Source organism: Flavobacterium sp. PL11, assembly GCF_035985025.1.
Lineage (GTDB): Bacteria > Bacteroidota > Bacteroidia > Flavobacteriales > Flavobacteriaceae > Flavobacterium.
The window spans coordinates 34306-53463 of sequence record NZ_JAXCIA010000024.1 but is presented as its reverse complement, the minus strand read 5'-3'; the positions used below and the strand labels follow the sequence as shown (position 1 = coordinate 53463).

Genomic DNA, 19158 nt, shown 5'->3' with positions numbered 1-19158 from the left:
ACTTTTACACCGTCCTTATTGCATTTTATTCTAGGAACTTTAATGTTTAAATAACAACGATAATCAAATAAATCCAAATGCCTAATACGTTTTACATGCCCATCATGAACCTTACATAGCTCACCACAACTTGGACATTCAAATTTTGAACCTCTTTCGTAATCGATATAAACATCAATAACTTGAGTATGATGTTGAACGTCTATCTTTTTTAAAATCCATGGAGATTTAACTCCTAGCAAAACTCCTAATCCATCTAATTCCATACCCCAAAATTAGCTAAGTTTTTAATAATCCACTAATTTAAGCGAAGAACCAATTTTTTATTACTTTAAGTTTTAAGCGCTGAACACTAAAAACGGAGTACTGACTATTTTTTTTAAATCGTCTCTGCTAAATCAAGCGCTTTATTTAACGCTAATAACTTATTATACACCTCTTGCATTTCGCTTTCTTCATCTGAACTTGCTACAATTCCAGCACCTGCTTGACTATGCAGTTGATGATTTTTACTTAAAAAAGTTCTTATCATGATTGCATGATTAAAATTCCCTTCAAAATCCATAAATCCTATTGCCCCGCCGTAAAAATTGCGATTGGTTTTTTCATATTCTTCTATTAATTGCATCGCTCGATGTTTTGGTGCTCCGCTCAAAGTACCTGCGGGGAAAGTATCCGCAACAACTTGCATTGTAGTAGCTTTTTCATGCAAATGTCCCGTAACTTTAGATACTAGATGAATTACATGAGAAAAAAACTGTACTTCTCTATATTTCTCTACATTTACGTTATGACCGTTGCGACTCAAATCATTTCTAGCTAAGTCAACAAGCATGACATGTTCGCTGTTTTCTTTCTTATCTTCTGATAATTGTTTAGCGAGAACGGCATCTTTTTCATCATCGCCTGTTCTTTTAAAAGTTCCTGCAATAGGATGAATTTCAGCTTTACGGTCTTTTACAATGATTTGGGCTTCCGGTGAAGAGCCAAATATTTTAAAATCTCCGTAATCAAAAAAGAATAAGTAGGGTGAGGGATTGATACTTCTCAAAGCTCTGTACACATTAAATTCATCTCCCTTAAAACCTTGAGTGAATCTTCGGGAAAGAACTAATTGGAACACGTCACCTCTATAGCAATGTTTTTTGGCTAAAGCCACATTATGTTTAAATTCATCGTCAGTCAAGTTAGAAAAACCTTTTCCCTCTTTTAAAAATTTGTACGAGGCTATATTTCTGGATTGTAATAATTGTTCAATCTCTGAAATATTATTGGTATCATTTATACTGTGACAAAAAATATAAGCTTCATTTTTAAAATGATTGATCGCAATTATATTTTGGTAAACAGCATAATAAATATCAGGAATGGTATTGCTATTTTCTTTTTTAGCAATAGTTACCTTTTCAAAATATCTGACAGCATCGTAAGAAATGTAACCAAACAGTCCATTGTTTATAAACTTGAAATCATTTTTCTTTGACTTAAACTGATGTGAAAACTCTTGGATAACTAGCGGAATGTTAGTTGCATCATCGATTGCAATATTTTCTGTAGATCCATCAGGGAAAGTTTTAAAAATGGATTCATTTTCTATTTTAATCGATGCAATAGGATTACAACAGATATACGAAAAACTATTGTCGTTGCCATGATAATCACTACTTTCTAGTAATAAACTATTTGGAAATTTATCTCTAATTTTAAGATACACACTTACTGGAGTAATTGTGTCAGCTAGTATTTGTTTATAATTTGTATTTAGTAAAAATGATTTCATTTTTTTATTTTTTATTTATGACTGATTTACAGTAATCAGATGTTGCTATTGAATTTCTAATTAAAACAGAAAAAGGCCTGTCGTGATGACAAGCCTTTTATATTTATAGTTTTAAATAATACTATAGGAGCTTAGTTCACGACGATTGACGTAAATTGTTCCACCACCAAGTATTTTTTAAAATTGTGTTCATGTTTTATTTTATTGGCACAAATGTATAAATGAAATTTTAATAATCAAATAAATTGTCAATTTTATTTTTTAAGAAGCTAAATTCTTTTCTGAATCGCATTTTGACTTTTAAATTATAAAAAGTTGATTTAGCCACTAACATTATAGAATCTTGAAATATCAGACTCATAATCAGTATTTTAATAAATGTTGCTATTTTTATTTACTATTTAATTAAACGATGTATGTTTCTTTTATACAAATTCTAATTTCTAGAATGCACTTTTTAAATAAAGAGTGTATTAATATTTTATCACTTTAGCAAATTTAAACGCTGAAAGTACTTTTAAAGCAATAACCTATTCGCTTTTTATCAAACCACAAAATTATTATAACTAAACTTAATACTTTAATCGAATATCTGCATTTTCGAAATAAAATACCACATAGTATGGCTGTAGAAAATATTTTTAACAATGATTGGAATGAAACTCAGTTTACAATTGAATTAAGATTACAAAATGAAAAGGAAAGCGTTGAAGAAGTTCACTTCACACCAGGAACACCCTTTTTTATAGATGGAAAAATAACTTATACTTTTTAGCTGATTGATGATTTTTGGATGTTGTAAAAACTTTACGTGTGATTCTTAATGACAAAGAAAATAATTAAATTAATTTTTTTGATTTTAGATAAATAATGGTTCTTCGCTTATTAAATATTGAAAACAGCATTTAAGAAATTATTTTATTTATTAATTAATATTTGTTAAATAACATATTAACATGGGTTTTAACTCTAAAATTTTATTTAACACTCGTTTAACTAAATTAAGTTTTAGCGCAACAGTAATTTGTTTAATTTTATAAAAAAATTGATATGAAAAATATTTTAGTTATGGCATCATGTGCTATATTTTTATTCAGCTGCCAAAATCAAGCGCAACCAAAAAAATCCGATACAAATATGAGCGAAACACCAGTAGCTAAAGAAACAATTTACCAATTTAAAGTGCAAGATTTATCTGGCGATACATTTGATTTTGCTACTTTAAAAGGTAAAAAAATTATGATTGTAAATACAGCTTCAAAATGTGGAAATACGCCACAGTATAAAGATTTAGAAGCTACTTACAAGCAATATAAGGACAAAGGCTTTGTTATTATTGGATTCCCAGCAAATAATTTTATGTCTCAAGAACCAGGAACTAATGCTGAAATTGCAACTTTTTGTCAGCAAAATTATGGTGTAACCTTTCCTATGATGGATAAAATATCTGTAAAAGGAGATGATATGGCAGCGATTTACAAGTTTTTGACCCAAAAATCGAGAAACGGATTGGAAGATTCTAAAGTAGAATGGAATTTTCAAAAGTACTTAATTAATGAAAATGGAGAATTAGCTAAAGTAGTTTCTCCAAGAACTTTAATTACTGATCCAGAAGTAATGAATTGGATAAAAGCATAACTAATAGAAGTTTTAAATTAAAAAAGCGATTTTCAGGAAAACTGAAAATCGCTTTTTTTATCACTGCATTTAAAATTTTTCATTTCTAAAAATTTCAACAACAGCGGCTTCATAGTTCCGAATGCTTTGTGCCTTTTTAATTTTTTTTAAAACTTTTTGTGGATTAGAGAATGTAACTGAAAAATATTCCCAAAGATGATACATTTTCAAAAGTATATGTGCAGAACCAGAAAGTGACTCGCTATATATGGCATACAAGATATCATGAAAAGCATTAAATAACTCTATTTTATTTTCTGGATATTCAGTGCTATTATTTCTTATCATACTCGGTAGAAAAGGATCCGCAATTAATCCTCTACCTATCATCCAGTGATCTATTGTAGGGAAGCGCTGTTGCATTTCCTTAAACTTAGCTACTGAAGTAATGTCTCCATTATAATACAATTTTTGTTTTGTATTGTCAATACACCTTTGAAATGCATCTAAATAAACACCTCCTTTATAGAGTTGCTTTCCAATACGTGCGTGAATGGCTATATTTTTTATAGGATAGCGGTCTAAAACAGGTAATACTTCAAGAATTTCCTCAGTGGTATCATAACCTAAACGCATTTTCATAGAAACTAAAATATCTGATTCTGCGTGAGCTCTTTCTAAAATATGGTTAATTTTTTCTGGATTACTTATTAAACCAGAACCCATTCCTGATTTTGTAACCATTGGGTATGGACAACCTAAATTCCAGTTTAACTCCTTGTATCCCAATTCTCTTACATATTTAGCTACGAACAAAAATTCATCAGCATCATTTGTAATTACTTGTGGAATTACCTCTAAACCAATATTATTCTCTGGCAGAAGATCTCTTTCATAAGAGGCTTTAATAATCATTTTTCCATTTAACCTTATGTAAGGCGAGTAAAAAGTATCAATTCCTCCAAAAAGTTTGTTTTGGGCATTTCTAAAACGAAAGTCAGTAAATCCTTGTAAAGGAGATGAAAGTAAGGTGTAGTCCATTAAATTTTTTAATTACGCAAATATACCATTTATTTTATCAAATTATTTTCCACAAGTGCTAAGCGACAAATACGACAAGATTTGTATTTATTATGACTTCACAATAAATTTTAGAGGTGTTAATCAAAAGCAGTTAAAATTTAATTTGTTAATGTATAAAAAGTTATCAAAAATTACTAAAGTGTAGGTGATCTCAAAATTAAAGATCACACCTGATAAGTGAAGTATAAATTATAAGAATTTAAAGTTTTTAATTAATTAGAACTTAATAAAAAAGCTACGAATTTGACAATTATAGATTATTAGTATTAAAAAATGGCTGTCCTTTATTTATTATTAATCTATTAGATATGTTTATAGATTATAATTTATAATATTCCAATTGATAATCTCCAACATGCTTTTTATTATTAATTATTGATTTTTTATGGCTTATAAAATTATAAATTCCAACCAGAAGAATAATAAATGAAATTACAAAAAATGAAATTTCTATAACTAGAGCATTTTCAATCTCTAATAAATTTCGTACACTCAAACCAGCAATCAAAAAATACATTGATGTTCTCAAAAAAGATAAAAAGGTAGATTGATTAGCTAATGTTGTACGTTGTAAAGCGAGTTTTTCTCTTAATATTAAATCTTTATTCATAATATACTTTAACTTATATTCTACTGATGTAACATTTTAAATTCTCTACAAAAATAAGTAAATTAGTTTATTTTCAAATGAATATAAACTGCTGATACTTTTTTAAAATTATTTGTAAGGATAAAATAGTTCCTTTTGCAAGAATATAAATAAAATAAAAATTTATTGCTATTTATTAGATATAATGAAAATGGACGTGGTATTTTAATAAAAAAAATTAATTTTACACTTTACATTAGCTCAAAACCATTCAATAAAGAGAAATAAAAGTTAGCTTTTGTAACTAACAAACGATACACTAATTATTTAAACTATTGCATATTTTTTTTCTTAACTAGTTTCAATAATTTACAGTTAATCCTTGTTTAATTATACAATGAGCTTTTAAAAAAAACGTAAGTAACAAAACAAAACAATACTATTTATATAGTCAATAAATAAAATCTTCTACATTACATTATAAATCCTTAATTAAAATAAGATAACTATTCATTTAATTTTAAAATTTCGGGCATAAAAAATCCCAATAATAATTGGGATTTAATAAATTTAATTTAATATAAACTAGGATATTTAGAAGGATTCACTTCATTCATCATTGCATATATTTTTTCATAAATATCCTCAGCGGATGGTTTCGAAAAATAATCACCATCTGTACCATAAGCTGGTCTATGTTCTTTAGCAGTTAAGGTTTGAGGTTTACTGTCTAAATAGTGATAGGCATCTTGCTGCTCTATAATTTGTTGTAAAATAAATGCAGACGCTCCTCCAGGCACATCTTCATCTATTATCAGAAGTCTATTTGTTTTCGCAATACTTTTTACAATATCTTGATTTTTATCAAATGGGAGTAATGATTGTAAATCAATTATTTCACAATCAATACCCATATCCATCAATTCATTTGCTGCTTGTTGAACCAATCGTAATGTAGAACCATAGGAAACTAAAGTGATATCCGATCCTTCTTTTAAGGTTTCTACAACACCAATAGGAGTCTTAAATTCTCCGTAATTTAATGGCATTTTCTCTTTTAATCGATACCCATTCAAACATTCAATCACTAGCGCTGGTTCATCACACTTTAATAAGCTATTATAAAATCCAGCCGCTTGTGTCATATTTCTAGGAACTAAAACGTGTATTCCTCTAATTGCATTAATGATCATTCCCATAGGAGAACCTGAATGCCAGATTCCTTCTAATCGATGACCACGTGTACGGATAATTAACGGTGCTTTTTGCTTACCTAATGTTCTATATTGTAATGTAGCCAAATCATCACTCATGATTTGGATGGCGTATAACAAATAATCTAAATATTGAATTTCAGCAATAGGACGTAAACCCCTTAGAGCTAACCCGATCCCTTGACCTAAAATAGTAGCTTCACGAATTCCAACATCGGCAACTCGAAGTTCACCATATTTTTCTTGCATGCCCTCTAAACCTTGATTAACATCGCCTATAGCTCCTGCATCTTCGCCAAAAATTAGCGTTTCAGGGTATTTAGTAAAAATTGCATCAAAGTTATCGCGTAAAATCATTCTCCCATCAGTATCTTCTTTTGCATCAGATTCATATTGCGGTAAAACTTTTTCAACAGAAAAAACATTGTTTTTAGTCTCAGAAAATAAATTACTACTAAAATTCTTTTGTGTTTTATGAGTATAGTTGCTAATCCAAGATGAAAGCTCATTTTTCCCTGATTCACTACTAATCAGTCTCAATATCTTACGAGCAGTGATCAGAATTTCTTTTTTAATTGGTGCTTTAATAGCCACTAAATCTGCTATATATTTTAAAATAGCTTCTTTACTTGGGCTATTAATTACAATATTTTGTAATATAGAAATTAATTCTTTTTGTTCTGCAATTATTGGTTCTAGAAAGGCATTCCAAGCTGCCTTTTTGCCCTCCATAACGTCTTTTTTTGCTTGTGCATCTACTTTATCTAACTCTTCTGGCGAAGCAATATTTATTGCAATCATCCACAATCGCATTTGGCGTACGCAATCAAATTCTTTTTCCCATGCCAGTCTGTTTCCATCTTTATAACGCTCATGTGAACCAGAGCTTGAATGTCCTTGTGGTTGCGTTAATTCATCAACGTGAATTAAAACTGGAATATGATTTTCTCTAGCAATTTTAGCCGCTTTTTCATAAGTTGCGATTAATTCTGCATAATCCCAACCTTTTACATTTAGTATTTCATAACCATTTGTATCTTCATCTTTTTGGTATCCTTTTAAAATTTCAGATATATTTTCTTTCGTAGTTTGATGTCTTGCATGTACCGAAATTCCATATTCATCATCCCAAACGCTCATCACCATCGGAACTTGTAAAACGCCAGCAGCATTGATTGTCTCAAAGAACAATCCCTCTGATGTACTTGCATTTCCTATTGTTCCCCATGCAATTTCATTTCCTTCATTCGAAAAATTAGCCGCATTTGGTATTCCCTTAACCTGCCTATAAATTTTTGATGCTTGTGCCAACCCTAACAATCGTGGCATCTGACCTGCCGTAGGAGAAATATCGGCGCTTGAATTTTTTTGTTGGGTTAGATTTTTCCACGAGCCATCGTCGTTTAAACTATGTGTTGCAAAATGTCCACCCATTTGTCTTCCAGCTGACATAGGCTCTTGCACAATATCAGTGTGCCCATATAATCCAGCAAAAAACTGTTGAATATTTAATTCGCCAATAGCCATCATAAAGGTTTGATCACGATAATATCCGGAACGGAAATCACCATTTTGGAAGGCTTTAGCCATTGCTAATTGAGGAACTTCTTTTCCATCACCAAAAATTCCAAATTTTGCTTTTCCAGTAAGTACTTCTTTACGGCCTAATAAACTGCATTCACGGCTTATTATTGCAATAGTATAATCTTTCAAAACTTCAACCTTGAAATCTTCAAATGTTAAAGCAGCATTGGCTTTTTCTTTTATCATAATTGAAAAGTGTAACTTTAGATTGCAAATTTAATCAAAAAGTACTGGTTTTCATAATTCAAATCGAAATTAGAATTTATTTTTACTATTTTATTCTGAAAAAAAGAACACTATTTTTTACCATTGTATATTTAAACTTGTTATTATCTGAGAATAATATAATATTAGGTTAAAAAGACAGCATATTAGAACCATTTTCGATTAAAAAGATTGATTAACATTTTAGGAGAAAAAGTAAAAATAAAGCGAATTTTTTAATTGTAGTTATTTTGTACATTTTCAAATCCATGACTTGAATAGATAGGAATATACAATTCAAAATAATCACTTACTAAATTGAGACGAATTCCACTATCATATATAACTCTTTGATAGCTAAATTCATTTTTTATAATTTCAATATCGCCATACGCTTCAATCCCGTTCCAAATGTTGTAACTCGCATTAAAACTTGTGATCCATCTATTAGCAAATGAAGATGCTATTTTTGACTTAAATAAACCCTCCGCTACAATATATTGCTGACTAAAAATTCCAGAATTTTCAGATCTTCCAAGGTAATTATAATCATACAGGTAATCAGTAGATCGATTTAAAGCAAAGCTAAAAAAATCGGATTGTGTTTTATTATATACAAAAGCTCCTGCATAAATACGCAAACTAAGTTGTCGGTTGCCTTCAAATAGTTTTCGGTATTCCAATTCACCAGGTATTTTGCCAAATTTTTCCGAAATTTGAATATTAGAAATAAAATTAAAGCGATTAGTCACTTCATTCTTTGTTTTTATGTATCGCGCACCAAAAACAGAATAATTTAGAGGAGAATTGTCAGTGGTCAATGAATTTTGTTCTTTATTGACGATAATTTGTCTCAATGAAATGAGCCGCTTTCGATTGTCTCTAAAGTTAGGCTGTCTAATTCTGAATTGAATTGAAGGATTTAGTCTTATATAAGTAGCATTTTCAGCATAATGAAAATAGGAACCACTAAGTGAATAACGGGCGTTGTATAACGTTTTATCTCTAAAATTTTGACTAATGACAAAAGTAGCAGAGCCAGATAGATTATTTGATTTCGTAGAATAGGAAGGATTTACATCAAAAATAAATGGTTTTTCTAATATTGTTCTATTGTGCAATCGCAACCCTGGCGTTATTCCGTCGTATAAATTATAACCTATTGAATAAATGTATACGATCTGATTATAATACGGATCCTCAAGATCTTTTATAAAAACAAACTTTATAGGACGATTAGTAGGGAAAAATCCCTCTAGTCTTTTCCAGTTATTTCTCAAGTTGTATTCAGGACCTTCGTTTTTGAGATTTAGAATTAGTTTATCAATATTACTTCTTGGAATGGTAAAAGTGCTATCGCATTCCTCGGTATCAAGCCACTGTTCAAAAATTATTTTCCCTTTTTTTAAACCATATATAGGAATTGGAAGTGGAGTTCTTGTTTTATTAAGTACTGAAAAAGTGATACTGTCTTTAGTTTTCAAAACATTTGAAAATTTATAATCTATAATCGCTCGGGATTTAATTACAGTATTAAAAAACCAATTGATATCTTTAACCGTATTGGTTTTTAAAATGGATGAAAAAGCAGAACAAGAAACTTGAATTGCTTCATTTTTTTTATAAAATTGACGAATACTTTTTTGTACAATATTATGAACCAAGTAATTATCTAAAAAACGAATACTTAACCCTGCACGATATTTACTGGCAATTTGTTCATTAAATTTTATCAAAGAATTCTTAGGACTTCCTAAGGGCTGATCTAAATTTCTGCGGGCCATCAGCATATAGAAATAACTATACTGTCCATTAAAATCTATTTTAGCTAGGTTATAACTTTTCAGCAATTTAATTGTAAAGGCATTACCAATCATTTTAGTATTGGGATAATGCTCCTCAATATACTTTATCATGGCATAAACTTGAATTCCATCATAAATCCAGTTATCTTTTCTAGGATCTAGATGCAAGCTGCTTTTCAAGAATTCATTAACATAGTTTTTTTAAAATTTTATTTCATAAATAAACTCATCTGGAAACGGACTTAAAATTGATGGTAACTGATTTAAACCATAGAATGGATTTTGTTCATAATTAATTTGAGAAATCACTATTTTTTATGAGGATAATCGCCAATCAAATCTTTAGTGAAAGCAACAATTTTATCAATTACGATTGCTTTTTGCATATCATTTAAATTATTATCTACTAAATCAGTAAGGACCTCAACTGATTTACTTTTATAACTTATGAAATTCACATTAGGTTGTATTATTAAAGTAAAATCAGGTCTATTTGTATCTGAAAGATGGTAATTTTTAAATCCGTTTATTTCAAAGGATTGTAAACACTCTAAATCAGTAATAGCAACGAGTGCAGCTGGCAATTTTAAATCTATTTCAAAATCGCTTACAGCATTAGCAATATCGTCTAAATTATAATTACTGTTCTTTATAAAACTATGGGCTTCATAACGAGCGGGTGTAATAAACCAATTTTTTAATGTAAATCCACAATTAGAATGGTATCCGTATTTTGTAAATTAGCAGTGGGAATTTTAGTTTTATAAGGTAGGCTGATTGTTATTTTTTGTGAAGGAAAAGTGGTTTTTGTAATTGTAAAATGATATAACTGGATTTTTTTCAGAACGTTCGTAATCTATGGTTTGCTCACTACTACGTATTAGTAAATCAGCAGTACCTACCCGCTCTTGCTCTTTTGCTAGATGAAAACCTCTATAAAATTCATCAGAAAAGCGCTTGGCTAATGGAGTGTTTTTAGTTGAATATGCATTGTTCCAATCATTTAAAACTATTATTCTTAAAGTATCATTGGTTTGGTTAAAAAAAGTGAGCTGTTGATTTATATATAGCACTTTACTTTTAGGATCAAGTGTAACCTCCATTTTAGAATAGTTTTGAGCATACTGTTTTGAACAGATCATCAAAACAAGAGAAACAAAAAAGATTTTATGAAATATTTTCAAGCAGTTAGCATTATGACTAAGGTCATTAAATGTAGCTATTATTCAATTGTAAATTTCAATTTGCCTCAAAAAAAAAGCTGTCGTTAAGACAGCTTTAAATTAAAAATTAGGAGATAAATCATATTTTTTATAAAATTTATCAAGAATTTCAACTACCTCATCTGCACCATCGACAATTTTAATTAAATTTAAATCATCAGCACCTACCGTAAGTTCTTTTTCTATTAATACTGTTTTAATCCAGTCAATTAATCCTGACCAAAAATCTTTGCCTACTAATATTATTGGAAATTTGGCTACTTTCTTAGTTTGAATTAAAGTTATGGCCTCAAAGAGCTCGTCTAATGTTCCAAAACCACCAGGCATAACGACAAAACCTTGTGAATATTTGACAAACATGACCTTACGGACAAAGAAGTAATCAAAATTTAAATTCTTATCACGATCAATGTAAGGGTTAAAGTGTTGCTCGAAAGGCAGCTCGATATTGAGTCCAACAGAAGCACCACCACCAAGATGAGCACCTTTATTGCCTGCTTCCATAATTCCTGGACCACCGCCAGTGATTACACCATAACCCGCTTTACTAATTTTATAAGCAATTTGTTCCGCTAATAAATAATTTGGTGCATCTGGTTTTGTTCTCGCTGATCCAAAAATTGTTACACAAGGACCTATTTGTCCCATTCTCTCATATCCATTTACAAACTCAGCCATAATTTTAAAAATCGCCCAGCTGTCATTCGTTCTAATCTCATTCCAAGTCTTTTGTTTCATTCGATCTTGGATTATTTTATCATCATCATTGTCAAAATCTTCTATTCTCATCGTATACTATTTTTTTTAATTATACTTTTTATTTTTTATTGGAGCTTTTCCTGCTTTGCGTTTCAATCTTTTGAGCTACTGGTTTTTTTTCTAAGAAATTACAAGAGCTTCCTTTGGTCGCTTTGTTATTTCAAGAAAAAATAACCACTAATTCAAAAGGATTTCCACTACAATCAGGGCTAAAATCAGTCTACTAAAGTACTTCTTTTTCTAAGAATTTCGTTGTGTCATTTTCCAATTTTTTTTCTTTCTTCTTTTTTTATACTACACCACCATACTTTATTGAAGTCATACAATTAACTTTATCTAAAGCGTAAATAAAAACGGTTTAGTGAAATGAAATCAAATGATAATTTTATACTATTGAAATCTTTTTTTTTGATTTAAAGTAAAAAAACTAGATTTTTTATATGTGTAAATGCATCTCATTATTCATTTTAAGATACTTTAATTAACAGTAAATAGGAGAATTATTCATTCTAGTATTAAATATCTTGAATACTTAGCTTTATTGCTTGAGGTGTATAAGTTCATTTAAAAAAATATTTTGCGGGAATTCAAGGCCCAATAATTCTTGTATAATTTAGAAAAACAAATTTATTTTGTTTCCTCCAGTTACAACTTTGGGATTAATTTTAGTTTGGATGAGAATTCTAAATTTTATGATCTTGACTCACAAGAAAGCAATCTTACTTTTTCATTATTCATGCAATAATTGAAAACAGTTTAATACATTAAACTAAAATAGTATTCCATTAAACTTTCCCCGGATGCAGTTTCTTCTAAAAAAATTTCCAGAAAGCGGTGTTATTTATAGACAATGTTGTTGTTACAACTTTGTTAAACTAGCGAGCCGTAATAATAAATTTAATATATTTGAGAAAAACTTAATCTCATGAAAAACTTGATAATAATTCTTTTCTTTAGTCTTTTCACCATTTCTAGCTACGCTCAAGAAACAAAGAAAAATCAAAAAGCAGTTATAAAAACGAATATTGTATGTGATCATTGTAAAGAATGTGAAACTTGTGGAGGAAATTTTCAAACTAATATGCTGAAAATTAAAGGCGTAAAAATGTACGAGCTTGATGAAAAAAATATGACAATTACTGTGTTTTACAATTCTCAAAAAACAAGTTTGGCAAATATTAAAGGTGCTATTTCCAAAATGGGTTATGATGCCGACGAAATTAAAGCTGATGCGGCAGGAGTAAGTCAACTAGACGATTGTTGTAAAAAAGTATAGATGTAAAGTTAGATTTAAGAATAAACGAATGCGCAATTTTTTTAATGTAAAAATTAAATAATTACTAAAAAATGTTTTGTTAAGATTTACGAAAATCAGTAATTATTTTATGAGTATTTAAAAAAATCTTTTTAAATATATAAACGTACTAAATACGATCATTTGACCTTAAACACGAAATCTAAAAATAATATCCTGATGCGCGAGCCAATGACATTATGTAAATAACAATGTAGTTTTCAATACTACATTCTATTCCGAGTCATTTTGGTTTCAAATTCTTTCACGATATTGTGTTCTAATTTGATCATGACATCATTGAGATCATGTTTTATCCTATTGTTGGGAATTCGGAAAAATTTGAACTGCAAGGAAACGAAATAATCTTCTCTTTTTTGGTCGTATAGCTCTTTGTTACTGTGACTAAGACCGTCAATTTCTACAATCAATCTAAAGGTTTTGACGTAAAAATCAACAATATAATTACCTATGATTCTTTGCCTGTCAAAATCTATATTCCAAAATTTTCCTTTGTGAACTTGTAACAAATAAATTATTTCTAATAAAACTCCCGCTTTTCTTAATGCTCGCGCTCTAGTTTTTAGATTAATGTTATGTGGTAAGTTTTCAGCGAAATTTCAATAGATCTGATTATTGTTGATGTAAGCTGTGATTTGGTAATCTTTTTCCATAAGTTGCCTTTTTTACGTTAAAATTATTTTATCTTTTGATGCGTAGTAATTGCGAGTAAATTTATGGAAAAAATAGGATTATTTTATAGTTAAAAAAGAAAAACCACCCCGCCCTATGGGCACCCCTCCAGTGGAGGGGAAGTAGGAGGCATCAACAATAATTTTAATAATTTGATTACAAAAGGAATAACCCCGCGCCCCACCAGCACACTCCAGCGACATGAATGTTATGCTAATTCTTTTTTTAGAAACTGCGCAGTATAACTTTTTTTGCTTTTGGCAACTTCTTCTGGTGTTCCTTTAGCAATTAGTTGTCCGCCACCTTTTCCGCCTTCTGGACCAATGTCAATAATATAATCCGCTAATTTAATCACATCCATATTATGCTCAATGATCAAAATAGTATTCCCTTTATCAACAAGTTTATTAATCACTTCCATCAAAACTCGAATATCTTCAAAATGTAATCCTGTAGTAGGTTCGTCAAGAATATAGAACGTATTTCCAGTATCTTTTTTAGATAATTCTCCTGCTAATTTAATTCGTTGGGCTTCACCACCAGAAAGCGTAGTACTTTGTTGTCCAAGTGTAATATATCCCAAACCAACATCTTGTATTGTTTTTACTTTGCGATAGATTTTTGGAATCAATTCAAAGAACGGAACCGCTTCATCAACGGTCATATTCAGCACATCTGAAATTGATTTTCCTTTATATCTTATCTCTAATGTTTCTCTATTAAAACGTTTTCCCTGACAAGTTTCACATTCTACATAAACATCCGGCAAAAAGTTCATTTCAATGGTACGCACTCCAGAGCCTTCGCAGGTTTCACAACGACCACCTTTTACATTAAAACTAAAACGTCCTGCTTTATACCCTCGAATCATACTTTCAGAAGTCATTGTAAATAGATTTCTAATTTCTGTAAAAACTTCAGTATATGTTGCAGGATTTGATCGCGGAGTTCTGCCAATTGGACTTTGATCAATATCAATAACCTTATCAATATGTTCTAATCCTTCAATTTTTTTATAAGGCTTTGGTTTTTTGACACCATTAAAATAATAAGCATTCAGAATTGGGTAAAGCGTTTCATTAATCAAAGTTGATTTTCCGCTACCCGAAACGCCTGTAACACAAATCATCTTGCCTAGTGGCAATTCAATTGAAACATTTTTCAAGTTATTTCCTGTCGCTCCAGTAAGTTTTAAAAACTTCCCGTTTCCTTCACGACGTTTTTTTGGAATTTCAATTTTCATTTCGCCATTGATATACATCGCTGTAATGGTATGGTGTTGTAAGATTTCTGCGGGTGTACCTTTACTAATAATTTCGCCACCAAATTTACCTGCTTTTGGCCCAATATCAATTACATAATCAGCACGCTCAATCATATCTTTATCATGCTCAACAACGATAACTGAGTTTCCAATATCTCGCAATTGTTCCAAAGAATGAATTAATTTTTCATTATCTCTTTGGTGTAAACCAATACTAGGTTCGTCTAAAATATATAAAACACCCACCAATTGTGAACCAATTTGGGTTGCTAATCTAATGCGTTGTGCCTCACCTCCAGATAATGATTTCGAACTTCGGCTTAAAGCCAAATAATCTAAACCTACATTCATCAAGAAGTTCAGACGATCTTTAATTTCTTTTATTACCTCAGTGGCAATGCGTTTTTGTTTATCACTCAAATGTTTATCAAGATCATTAAACCAAGCTGTCAAATCCGAGATGTCCATGTTGCATAATTCTGCAATATTCTTATTATTGATTTTAAAAAATAAAGCTTCTTTTTTTAGTCGAGACCCTTCGCAAACTGGACATTTAATTTCGTCCATAAATTCCTTTGCCCAGCGTTTAATTGCTGTTGATGTACTTTCTTCAAACTGATTTTTAATAAATTGAGAAATACCTTCAAAATCAATTTTGTATTCACGAGAAACCCCTAAATCTTTTGAATTAATGGTAAACTTTTCTTTACCACCATTCAATATCATTTCCATGGCTTCAGCAGGAATTTTATCAATGGCATCTGTTAATTTGAAACCGTATTTTTCTCCAATGATTTCAAGTTGTTTAAAAATCCAAGAGCTTTTATATTCGCCTAAAGGAGCAAAACCTCCTGCTTTGATTGTTAATTTGGAATTTGGTACAATCTTTTTCGCATTAATTTCATTTATAGTTCCTAAACCGTTGCAGTTTTCACAAGCTCCTTTTGGAGAATTAAATGAAAATAAATTAGGTTCAGGATTTTGATATGAAATTCCAGTAGTTGGACACATTAAATTTCTACTAAAGTAGCGCACTTCATTAGAATCTTGATCGAGTACCATCAATACATTTTCACCATGATGCATGGCGGTATTAATACTTTCACTCAAACGTTTTTCATTTTCAGGACTTTCGTCAATAACCATTCTATCCACCACAATTTCAATATCGTGCGTCTTATAACGGTCTAATTTCATTCCTGAAGTGATATCAACAACGACATTATTAACACGTACTTTGAGAAAACCTTGTTTGGCAATTTGTTGAAAAAGCTCAGCGTAATGACCTTTTCTAGCTCTAATTACAGGTGCTAAAATATTAATACGTTTTCCTGTAAAGTCTTTGATAATCAATTCTTTAATTTGATTATCAGAATACGAAACCATTTTTTCTCCCGTATTATAACTATAAGCATCGGCCCCACGAGCATAAAGCAAACGTAGGAAATCGTAAATTTCAGTTATGGTTCCCACAGTAGAACGTGGGCTTTTACTGGTAGTTTTTTGTTCTATGGCAATTACTGGCGAAAGTCCGTCAATTTTATCAACATCTGGACGTTCTAATCCGCCAAGAAACTGTCTAGCATAAGCCGAAAAAGTTTCAACATATCGGCGTTGCCCTTCGGCATAAATAGTATCAAAAGCGAGAGAAGATTTCCCAGAGCCAGAAAGTCCAGTGATTACCACTAGTTTTTCACGAGGAATAGAAACATCAATATTTTTAAGATTATGAACGCGAGCACCTTGAACTTCAATAGTATTATCTTTATCTAACATAATTTTTGCAAAAATGCAAAGTTACCACTTTGATTTGTTCTTTTATAACAACAGTTTAGAAGTTTATGTTAAAGATTTTGTACTTTTGAATAAATCAGAAATCGATAATTTAGTAAGTTAATTTTTTTAGTTTTTTATGAAAATAAGAATAGGAGTTATCGGTATTGGTGGAGTGGGAGGATATTTTGGTGGATTATTAGCGAAAGCATATTCAAATTCAAAATTTGTAGAAATAATATTTATTGCAAGAGGCGATATGCAAAAAGCAATCGCACAAAACGGATTAAAAATTATTACAGATACTGATGAAATAATTGTATTCCCTGATTTAGTGTCTAATGATCCAGATGTAATTGGAAAATTAGATTTTCTTATTTGTTGTACAAAAACATATCATATTGATGACAGTCTACTTTTTATAAAAAAATGCATTACTAAAAATACAGTTTTTTTACCCTTATACAATGGTGTAGATGCTCCAGAGCGAATTAGTACTTTGTTTCCTGAAAATGAAGTTTTACAAGCTTGCGTTTATATAGTTTCTATGATTGTTTCTGCAGGAGTTATTAAGAAAGTAGGTACGTACGAAAAACTATTTTTTGGCTCCACAATGGCACCTATTGCAACCTTAAATAAGTTACATTCTATTTTTAAAAGCGCAGCAATTGAAAGTTATTTGGTTGAAAATATAGAACAAACCGTTTGGGAGAAATTTATTTTCATTTCAACTTTGGCTTCAGCGACTTGTTATTTGAATCAAAATATTGGTGAAATTTTAAATACTAAAAAGAGTAGATTATTTTATATTGATTTATTAAATGAAATTACTTTGATTGCCGCCATAAAAGGATTGGATTTACCCAATGATATTATAATACAAAGTATCTTAAAACTCGAAAAATCTCCTTTTGATGCCACTTCATCAATGCATAGAGATTTATTAAAAGGAAGAAATATAGAGTTATATTCCTTAGTGGAGTTTGTTGTTAATGAAGGAGCAAAGTATGAGGTTGAAACTCCAACTTATCAAATGGTTTTGGATAAATTGTCCAAAAAATAATAGTATTGGTTGATTCAAGGTGCCTAAATGGATTACATTATTTTGTAATTTTTGCTCACTAAAACTTTTAATTTTAACGTTGGTAAAATTGAAAGTCATTTTAAAAAATTAGAGCAAAACTTAATTTTTTTGTATTAATTTATTATTTAAATAACGCACTATTTTTTACTGCTATAAAATTTATCTTTCTATATAAGTCCTTCTTACTTTAATTTCTGCACTAACTTAGGCGCAAGACCAAAAAATTTTTGTTTTAGCATTAAACATAAATAATTTTATCTTGAGAAAATTTCTTTAAAATTAAAATGCAATCTTTATTCCTACCAGCCCTAAACTATAGCGGTTCATCTTAATTTACTATAAGATAATACATTATTTTTAAAAAATAACCCACATAAATTTTGAGAAATAAATAGAATAAATTGATATTTTAATTATTGACATAATGTGAATATTTTAAAAATTAGAATTATCATTCTAATCCTCTAGTTTGTATTAATTGATTTACTAAAAATTAATGCTTGAACTATATTTGTTTTTAAATATAGGGAATAAACTATTAATAGTGTGTAAAAGATGTATTTCAACGGATTTATTACGCACTTTATCGGTATTAATGTTTAATTTCTATTTATTTGTAAATTATTAATACACCTACTAATAGTTATAAATATTGTGAAGATTAAAAATTTTTGGTTGCTAAATGTTTTTTTGCTAATAACAATTTGTTACTTTTCTCCATGTCGAAGTCAAAATTATAATCTCATCAGTGATGGTGATTTGATGATGACAATTAATACTTCGGGTAATAATGCTACTGGGACTTCTGGAACAGTTAGCTATTCTTTAGGACAAGTATTTTACACGTATACAGGACTTACAGATTATACACTCGCTGAAGGAATACAACACTTTAACATTGACAATATCTTAGCAATAAAAGAAAATAGTATTGTTATTAAAAATGAAATTTTACTTTTTCCTAATCCTGTAAACGATATTGTAAACTTAAATATTGGGGATTTCAACTCAGAAAAAGGAAAGCAGTTTTATCATCTTTATGATCTACAGGGAAGACTTTTGAGAGAAGATATAATTGAAGATCTGACTACTCAAATTAATCTTGCTGATCTTAAATCAGCGATCTATATTTTCAGTGTATTTTGTGATAATAAAGTTCTTAAAACCTTTAAAGTAATAAAAAATTAAAATA

At 29.7% G+C, this 19158-nt stretch carries 16 protein-coding genes; 5 read left to right on the top strand and 11 right to left on the bottom strand.

Going from position 1 to position 19158, the window contains the following annotated elements:
* Together RCH18_RS12500 and RCH18_RS12495 are read right to left on the bottom strand one after the other, a co-directional pair.
* A partial coding sequence (locus tag RCH18_RS12500) for a transposase family protein (RefSeq protein WP_326937096.1) occupies nucleotides 1–266 on the bottom strand: 266 nt, incomplete at its 3' end.
* A 113-nt stretch (nucleotides 267–379) separates the two neighbouring features.
* Nucleotides 380–1780, bottom strand: coding sequence for an anthranilate synthase component I family protein (locus tag RCH18_RS12495; RefSeq protein WP_326937095.1), 1401 nt, complete (start codon nucleotides 1778–1780; stop codon nucleotides 380–382).
* 622 nt (nucleotides 1781–2402) lie between these two features.
* Here RCH18_RS12495 and RCH18_RS12490 point away from each other — a divergent pair.
* Both RCH18_RS12490 and RCH18_RS12485 read left to right on the top strand, forming a co-directional pair.
* Entirely contained in the window at nucleotides 2403–2555 is a 153-nt protein-coding gene (locus tag RCH18_RS12490) for a hypothetical protein (protein WP_326937094.1), read from the top strand.
* A gap of 275 nt (nucleotides 2556–2830) precedes the next feature.
* On the top strand, nucleotides 2831–3418 hold the full coding sequence (locus RCH18_RS12485; RefSeq protein WP_326937093.1) for a glutathione peroxidase: 588 nt from the start codon (nucleotides 2831–2833) through the stop codon (nucleotides 3416–3418).
* Between the two features lie 69 nt (nucleotides 3419–3487).
* Here RCH18_RS12485 and RCH18_RS12480 read toward each other — a convergent pair whose 3' ends face one another.
* From RCH18_RS12480 to RCH18_RS12450, 7 genes are all read right to left on the bottom strand, one after another.
* Nucleotides 3488–4438, bottom strand: a complete 951-nt coding sequence (locus RCH18_RS12480; protein WP_326937092.1) for a tRNA dihydrouridine synthase — start codon at nucleotides 4436–4438, stop codon at nucleotides 3488–3490.
* Nucleotides 4439–4799: 361 nt separating this feature from the next.
* Complete coding sequence (locus tag RCH18_RS12475) at nucleotides 4800–5090, bottom strand: DUF202 domain-containing protein (protein WP_326937091.1); 291 nt, start codon at nucleotides 5088–5090, stop codon at nucleotides 4800–4802.
* 554 nt (nucleotides 5091–5644) lie between these two features.
* The gene (locus RCH18_RS12470; RefSeq protein ID WP_326937090.1) at nucleotides 5645–8053 is read right to left on the bottom strand and encodes an alpha-ketoacid dehydrogenase subunit alpha/beta; all 2409 of its coding nucleotides are present in this window, start codon (nucleotides 8051–8053) and stop codon (nucleotides 5645–5647) included.
* Between the two features lie 254 nt (nucleotides 8054–8307).
* A complete protein-coding gene (locus RCH18_RS12465) occupies nucleotides 8308–10044 on the bottom strand; it encodes a hypothetical protein (RefSeq protein WP_326937089.1) in 1737 nt (578 codons plus the stop codon).
* 140 nt (nucleotides 10045–10184) lie between these two features.
* On the bottom strand, nucleotides 10185–10460 hold the full coding sequence (locus RCH18_RS12460; RefSeq protein ID WP_326937088.1) for a hypothetical protein: 276 nt from the start codon (nucleotides 10458–10460) through the stop codon (nucleotides 10185–10187).
* 177 nt (nucleotides 10461–10637) lie between these two features.
* The gene (locus tag RCH18_RS12455) at nucleotides 10638–10979 is read right to left on the bottom strand and encodes a hypothetical protein (RefSeq protein ID WP_326937087.1); all 342 of its coding nucleotides are present in this window, start codon (nucleotides 10977–10979) and stop codon (nucleotides 10638–10640) included.
* Nucleotides 10980–11159: 180 nt separating this feature from the next.
* Complete coding sequence (locus RCH18_RS12450; RefSeq protein WP_326937086.1) at nucleotides 11160–11888, bottom strand: TIGR00730 family Rossman fold protein; 729 nt, start codon at nucleotides 11886–11888, stop codon at nucleotides 11160–11162.
* Nucleotides 11889–12783: 895 nt separating this feature from the next.
* On the opposite strand from RCH18_RS12450, the gene RCH18_RS12445 reads away from it, so the two are divergent.
* Nucleotides 12784–13134, top strand: a complete 351-nt coding sequence (locus tag RCH18_RS12445) for a heavy metal-associated domain-containing protein (RefSeq protein ID WP_326937085.1) — start codon at nucleotides 12784–12786, stop codon at nucleotides 13132–13134.
* A gap of 245 nt (nucleotides 13135–13379) precedes the next feature.
* Here RCH18_RS12445 and RCH18_RS12440 read toward each other — a convergent pair whose 3' ends face one another.
* Together RCH18_RS12440 and uvrA are read right to left on the bottom strand one after the other, a co-directional pair.
* Nucleotides 13380–13745, bottom strand: coding sequence for a DUF559 domain-containing protein (locus RCH18_RS12440; protein WP_326937097.1), 366 nt, complete (start codon nucleotides 13743–13745; stop codon nucleotides 13380–13382).
* A gap of 308 nt (nucleotides 13746–14053) precedes the next feature.
* The gene (uvrA, locus tag RCH18_RS12435) at nucleotides 14054–16885 is read right to left on the bottom strand and encodes an excinuclease ABC subunit UvrA (RefSeq protein WP_326937084.1); all 2832 of its coding nucleotides are present in this window, start codon (nucleotides 16883–16885) and stop codon (nucleotides 14054–14056) included.
* Between the two features lie 136 nt (nucleotides 16886–17021).
* Here uvrA and RCH18_RS12430 point away from each other — a divergent pair, with 136 nt between their 5' ends.
* A complete protein-coding gene (locus RCH18_RS12430; RefSeq protein WP_326937083.1) occupies nucleotides 17022–17945 on the top strand; it encodes a ketopantoate reductase family protein in 924 nt (307 codons plus the stop codon).
* Between the two features lie 711 nt (nucleotides 17946–18656).
* Entirely contained in the window at nucleotides 18657–19154 is a 498-nt protein-coding gene (locus tag RCH18_RS12425) for a T9SS type A sorting domain-containing protein (protein ID WP_326937082.1), read from the top strand.
* Nucleotides 19155–19158 lie beyond the last annotated feature (4 nt).

Bases quoted from the DNA above. Each gene is read 5' to 3' on its own strand.
- RCH18_RS12495 (WP_326937095.1), bottom strand. From the start codon at position 1,780: ATGAAATCATTTTTACTAAATACAAATTATAAACAAATACTAGCTGAC.
- RCH18_RS12490 (WP_326937094.1), top strand. From the start codon at position 2,403: ATGGCTGTAGAAAATATTTTTAACAATGATTGGAATGAAACTCAGTTT.
- RCH18_RS12455 (WP_326937087.1), bottom strand. From the start codon at position 10,979: ATGGAGGTTACACTTGATCCTAAAAGTAAAGTGCTATATATAAATCAA.
- RCH18_RS12445 (WP_326937085.1), top strand. From the start codon at position 12,784: ATGAAAAACTTGATAATAATTCTTTTCTTTAGTCTTTTCACCATTTCT.
- uvrA (WP_326937084.1), bottom strand. From the start codon at position 16,885: ATGTTAGATAAAGATAATACTATTGAAGTTCAAGGTGCTCGCGTTCAT.
- RCH18_RS12485 (WP_326937093.1), top strand. From the start codon at position 2,831: ATGAAAAATATTTTAGTTATGGCATCATGTGCTATATTTTTATTCAGC.
- RCH18_RS12470 (WP_326937090.1), bottom strand. From the start codon at position 8,053: ATGATAAAAGAAAAAGCCAATGCTGCTTTAACATTTGAAGATTTCAAG.
- RCH18_RS12475 (WP_326937091.1), bottom strand. From the start codon at position 5,090: ATGAATAAAGATTTAATATTAAGAGAAAAACTCGCTTTACAACGTACA.
- RCH18_RS12450 (WP_326937086.1), bottom strand. From the start codon at position 11,888: ATGAGAATAGAAGATTTTGACAATGATGATGATAAAATAATCCAAGAT.
- RCH18_RS12480 (WP_326937092.1), bottom strand. From the start codon at position 4,438: ATGGACTACACCTTACTTTCATCTCCTTTACAAGGATTTACTGACTTT.
- RCH18_RS12430 (WP_326937083.1), top strand. From the start codon at position 17,022: ATGAAAATAAGAATAGGAGTTATCGGTATTGGTGGAGTGGGAGGATAT.